This window comes from Bacillus sp. AFS023182 (assembly GCF_002560575.1).
Lineage (GTDB): Bacteria > Bacillota > Bacilli > Bacillales > Bacillaceae_G > Bacillus_A > Bacillus_A arachidis.
The window spans coordinates 1-1,082 of the sequence record NZ_NTRO01000129.1; the positions used below are offsets into that span (position 1 = coordinate 1).

At 37.3% G+C, this 1,082-nt stretch carries 1 protein-coding gene; it reads left to right on the forward strand.

The features are described from left to right. Positions 1-1,079 (forward strand): IS3 family transposase gene (locus CN288_RS27525; RefSeq protein ID WP_141528031.1). Its coding sequence is split into 2 segments (ribosomal slippage), with 1,080 coding nucleotides annotated over them: positions 1-205 and positions 205-1,079; the frame shifts between segments, so codons are not numbered across the junction. This gene is flagged as partial in the annotation. Positions 1,080-1,082 lie beyond the last annotated feature (3 nt).

Genomic DNA, 1,082 nt, shown 5'->3' on the forward strand with positions numbered 1-1,082 from the left:
CAAATGGTTCAACTGTATCAAAATGGTAAACCAAGGAAAGACATCATTAAAGAATACGGACTAACACCATCATCATTGGATCGATGGATCAATCAAAATCATACGTCTGGCTCATTTAAAGAGAAAGACAATAAGACGGCTGAACAACTAGAATTGGAAGCGTTGAGAAAGCAAAACAAACAGCTTCTTATGGAAAATGATATTTTAAAGCAAGCGGCGCTGATACTAGGACGAAAGTAAAAGTAGTGAAGAATAACCTACATAAATACTCGATATCAGCAATGTGTGATGTCCTACAATTATCAAGAGCAACGTATTATTATGAGGCAAAACAAGCACAAGATACAGTAAATGAATTGTCACCACTCGTGAAAGAAATCTTCCGAGAGAGCCGTCAGAACTATGGAACACGAAAGATAAAAGTGAAATTGAAGAAGTTAGGATATGTGATTTCACGTCGCCGTATTGGACGAATCATGAAGGACCAAGGTTTAGTATCTCACTATACAATTGCACAATTTAAACCAAAGAAAGTTAGCTGTAATGAAGAAAAAATTTCAAACGAACTCGATCGTCAGTTCAATCAGAAAGAAGAACTGGCTGTAGTCGTAAGCGATTTAACATACGTCCGTGTGAACAAAAAGTGGAATTGCGTATGTTTATTAGTTGATCTCTTTAATCGAGAAATCATAGGACATAGTGTAGGAAAAAAGAAAGATGCCGAGCTTGTTTCGCAAGCTTTCGCAACGGTGAAAACAAACTTGAATCGGATTACCTTATTTCATACAGATCGAGGAAATGAGTTCAAAAACAAGCTGATTCACGATACGTTGGAGACCTTCAAAATTAAGCGTTCATTAAGTGCGAAAGGCTGCCCATACGATAATGCGGTAGCGGAAGCAACCTACAAAATCTTTAAAACAGAGTTCGTTCGGGGTCGTCATTTCACAAATTTAGAAGAGTTGATCTTAGAATTGGACGACTACGTAAACTGGTTTAACAATGTTAGAATCCATGGAACACTGGGCTATTTGAGTCCTGTTCAGTACAGGCAAGAACACCTTAAAAAAATTGTCTAGTTT